Annotated in this window: 4 protein-coding genes; 1 reads left to right on the top strand and 3 read right to left on the bottom strand. The window is 51.3% G+C overall.

Going from position 1 to position 3844, the window contains the following annotated elements; all coding sequences use genetic code 11:
- Window positions 1-28: 28 nt before the first annotated feature.
- Window positions 29-1048 carry a hypothetical protein gene (locus tag EXE44_RS16185; protein ID WP_137717941.1) on the bottom strand — a complete coding sequence of 340 codons (1020 nt, stop codon included), beginning with the start codon at window positions 1046-1048 and terminating at the stop codon, window positions 29-31.
- Window positions 1049-1100: 52 nt separating this feature from the next.
- Window positions 1101-1778 (bottom strand): hypothetical protein, encoded by a 678-nt coding sequence (locus EXE44_RS16180; RefSeq protein WP_137717940.1) that lies wholly within the window; start codon window positions 1776-1778, stop codon window positions 1101-1103.
- Between the two features lie 186 nt (window positions 1779-1964).
- On the opposite strand from EXE44_RS16180, the gene EXE44_RS16175 reads away from it, so the two are divergent.
- A complete protein-coding gene (locus EXE44_RS16175) occupies window positions 1965-3332 on the top strand; it encodes a hypothetical protein (protein ID WP_137717939.1) in 1368 nt (455 codons plus the stop codon).
- 3 nt (window positions 3333-3335) lie between these two features.
- Here the strand turns inward: EXE44_RS16175 and EXE44_RS16170 are convergent, their stop codons facing one another.
- Window positions 3336-3593, bottom strand: coding sequence for a hypothetical protein (locus tag EXE44_RS16170; protein WP_137717938.1), 258 nt, complete (start codon window positions 3591-3593; stop codon window positions 3336-3338).
- Window positions 3594-3844: the final 251 nt, after the last annotated feature.

The following is a 3844-nucleotide window of genomic DNA, read 5'->3' as shown; positions in this document are numbered from 1 at the left end:
GGGATATATGGGTCTTTTTACCTCACCATCATATTCCGACGTTCCACTCAGACGGCGGTTCATCACGCAAGTTCGCAAAGCGACGCAGTAGTGTATCCGGGATCGTATCGATCCTCACTCCTTGGTTGATACACTCTTCGTAGATACCTTCGAAAAACTCGAAGGGGGGATACTTGTCCACAGGATCGAGGGACTCCCAGTGTTCATACAGCTCGACTAGTTCTCTAACGAATCTTATGGCGAGGGCTACGCGAAGAGTATCGTTCGTGGTCTCACTGATCGCTCCCTTCGACGCTTTGACGTGTATCTTCGTTTTCTCTATTTTAGCGGCTATCTGTACCCCGTCCATCGTGAAGAAGCCCTCAAGCATCGAGACGCTCTTCTGCCGGAGGATTCCAATAAGGAGAGGGGTTGACTGCCCCAAGTTCTGTGAATCGCTAACGATGTTGCTGCGACCAAAGTAGTCCTCACGCCCTTTCGCTTCCGAGTCGGTCAATTTCCTTATTCCAAGCCCCGAAGTAAGATCGTCACCAGTGCGGTATTTGTAAAAGAGCCACAGCAGAAAGTCCGCGTCAAATTGAATTTCTCGAAGTAGTACTCCAGTAGACAGGACTCGCTGTAGCCGTTCCTTCGCCGACTCCATTTCGCCTTTTTGCCCCCGCAACGCAATGAATTCCGGATGTACCCAGTACGCGTCCACACTGTTGATAGTCGGTATATGAACTATTCTACGTTCGCCATCAACCTCTGCTTCTTGTTCGATGAAGTCTTCGTGCTGGTAGCGGATTCCGAGTAAGTCGTCGGCGATTGCTTCCAATTCCTCGTCAACCTCTTCGTCATCGCGTATATAGTCTCGAATGCTCAGTAGCTCAAACCCGTCTCCAGGTTGGCTGAATGACCCGGGCTCGAACTCGGGTAGATCATCGTGGATCTCGGACTCGACAGTAGTTACCGAATCGTCTGAATAGATGTTAGAATCATCTTCGAACTCCAGAACGGAATTAAATATCAGGTAGCCGCTATAGCTAAATTCGTTTTCCTCTGGCATGGATTATTGTCGGAAGGGATGTGTCTGTATGGTATAAATTTTATCCATCTTATTATTTGTTCAGATGGATAATCTCGTCAATGACATACTCAGCAAAGTCAGTTGATTCGTAATTACTCGGCTGGTATACGTCGATGTATCCACTTTCAGTCAAGCTCACCTTCACCTTTTCTTCTCCCCTCCGATGGTTTACACCAACTTGGTTCTTGTTCGAGGTCTTTAGCGTGTTCCCAATGTGGGCATCACTAAGTACATTTTCACCGTATACTACGCCCTTTTCTGCCTCACTTCCAACGCCATAGAACCCGACCTGCCAAGGTGTACTCTCACTGTGTTCCGACAGGAACTCAGCCAAATCGAACTCAGCCCTCTCAACGGACCCTAGTCCGACAATGTCTCTCAGCATGTCGAAGAGGAATACGCCGGAGCCACTGTCGACCACTACAAACTCTCCGGGTACAAAGACGAATTCGGTATATTTTGTCTGACGTTGACCCTCTTCGACAACCGCAATCTCACCTTGATCAGTAATTTGTACTGTTTCCTCTTGAACGATGGATTGAACAGCTGCTCGGCCAGTCTGGACTGTGAATCCACTACCCACGTTATTGTGAGTTTGCGTTACTTCGATACACTCGGTTAGTGGTGTACCATCCTGCTCAACCGTTCGATGATAAGATTCTACCTGCCGCGGCTCGCCTTCAACAATGCCGATCACTCCTGACTTCATGATATCTGAATAAACAACGAGGATGAAAAACTCTAGCTATTCGGAAATAGATCGGAGCCGTTCTCTGTAATTATTCACCCAAGAAGCCACTTCTCTAAATCGTATTGAATAACGCTTTACTCCCTCGTTTCACTTCCACTATACTCATGATCAACTTATTTCTCCGGGCTTCATGGATTCTGGTATATGAGCTTCGTAGCCCTCCTTGACGGCGAAAAAGCGATTTCACCGTTTGAGGTTGATCAGCCAGATCCCGATCTCACATGTGTTGAGTGCGAAAAACCAATGTACGTCGTTCGTGAACACACACGGAACAACGGCGCGCTCGTCTCGCGTCACTTCAGACACAATCCCGGCGTCGACGACAGCAACTGTAATCTCACCGGCGAGAGCGATATCCACGAGAAGCGAAAGACGATTGCTCTCTCGAAGGCGCTCGTCGAGTTTGAGGGCAACTGTACCGAGTGGGGACTCGAAGAGCAGATCGGGTCTAAACGGGCAGACTCCTTTGTCCGGTTCAAGGAACCGCACCCGAACTACGGCCACGGACTAGCGATTGAGTACCAACACAAGAACATCAACAAGAATCGAGACGAGTCCACCCAGAACTACCTCGACGAGGGATTCACCACTGTCTGGCTCTGGGACAGTCAGTTCACGAGTGACGACGATGTAAACCTCTTCGGGGGCAAAGTCGTCCCCGTATGGCCTACGGCAGTCCCAGACCGCTCTGAGTGGGGGCCGACAGACGAATTCGAACTCGATACACTCCCGCTCCGCTCATGGACCACTTCTGGCGAAGACCGTTCTCCCGGGTTCAGCTCTTACTCAACCCTAGATCGTGTCTCTCGCCATCGCCAGACGGCTCGGGACGTTTGGGACTTCGAGCTCCCAGATGCGCCATCTGTATTGGTTCGTCTCCCAGACGAGTGGTACGACCGCTGTATCCGCGCCCTTTGGGACACCACACCGTGGGACCTCCGGTTCGACGATTCTGGCTCCTACGGCTTAGAGAGATGGATCGCTAGCACAAGCGACGAGCAACCAGAAGTAGAGATTTCGGTGATTCTTCCTCGCGAGTACTATCAAGAATTGGCCACTGACCTCCGGCGTTCCGTTACATGGGAGCAGTTCTTCTCCGGTACAGTTTTCGAGAACAACGACTCTCTCCGCCACCCCCGGTCCGGTGTCACGGATGCCGATTCGAGACCGGACGTTACGGGGTCGCTGCCACTCATGGATTGGTTAATCGATACAGAGAGAGTGATTAGACTGAAAAATAGGTCGAGCAGCTACCGTCTGGTTTCTCTCGATGACGCCGATCCCTTCGACTACTATCGGTACCTTCTCCCTCACGAGTTGGCTCTCAAAACGGATTATGGAGGACCAGAACCTCCGCCGGGCACATTTGATGATGTTCAGTGTCGGAACTGTGGCAGGTACTGGTATATTGGTGAAGAGCGGCTAGAGTGTCAAAAATGTGGCTCGGACGTTGATTGGGACTGGAACGTGAGAACGGGCCGAATTGGTTCCGTGCCAGACTATGTAGAGTAAAATCTATTCCTCGGTGAATTCCCACTCCAGCGTACCAGGGTCAACCCGAACTACACCGACCTTCGCCGTTTCATCCATCACAGCGATATCGATTTGATCTCGAACGTGCGACTCGACGGAGATCTCTTCGAGCCGCCACTCCTGCGAATCTAACTCCGGTGGAATATCGTCTCCAGACACAACATTCACCGATCGAAGTGTCCCGTATCGTTCCGGTGTGACCTCCACCTCGACCGGGAACTCAACGAGGTCACCGCTCATGTGCCGACTTCAGCGCCACACGATATGAAATTTGCTCAGAGAAATCCGGCTCCGTGACGAGCGTCTCCGAACGAGTCGCCTCTCCAACGGTTCTCCCAGTACACCTACCAGCGGGGTAGGGGAGCGACCACAATGAGGAGTCGCCTCTCCAACGGTTCTCCCAGTACCAACGATTAAATACAGTTGAGCAGCACTCTCCGATAGATGAGTCAGCAGGACCTGACCTACGTCGATCTGTTCGCGGGAGCGGG

It is taken from the genome of Halorubrum sp. SS7, from assembly GCF_005435055.1.
In the GTDB taxonomy this organism is placed as follows: Archaea; Halobacteriota; Halobacteria; order Halobacteriales; family Haloferacaceae; genus Halorubrum; species Halorubrum salinarum.
Note: the sequence above shows the minus strand (reverse complement) of the source record. Positions and strands in the feature narration are given on the sequence as shown.

Coding starts and splice junctions, on each gene's coding strand:
- EXE44_RS16185 (WP_137717941.1), bottom strand. CDS start 1,048: ATGCCAGAGGAAAACGAATTTAGCTATAGCGGCTACCTGATATTTAAT.
- EXE44_RS16180 (WP_137717940.1), bottom strand. CDS start 1,778: ATGAAGTCAGGAGTGATCGGCATTGTTGAAGGCGAGCCGCGGCAGGTA.
- EXE44_RS16175 (WP_137717939.1), top strand. CDS start 1,965: ATGAGCTTCGTAGCCCTCCTTGACGGCGAAAAAGCGATTTCACCGTTT.
- EXE44_RS16170 (WP_137717938.1), bottom strand. CDS start 3,593: ATGAGCGGTGACCTCGTTGAGTTCCCGGTCGAGGTGGAGGTCACACCG.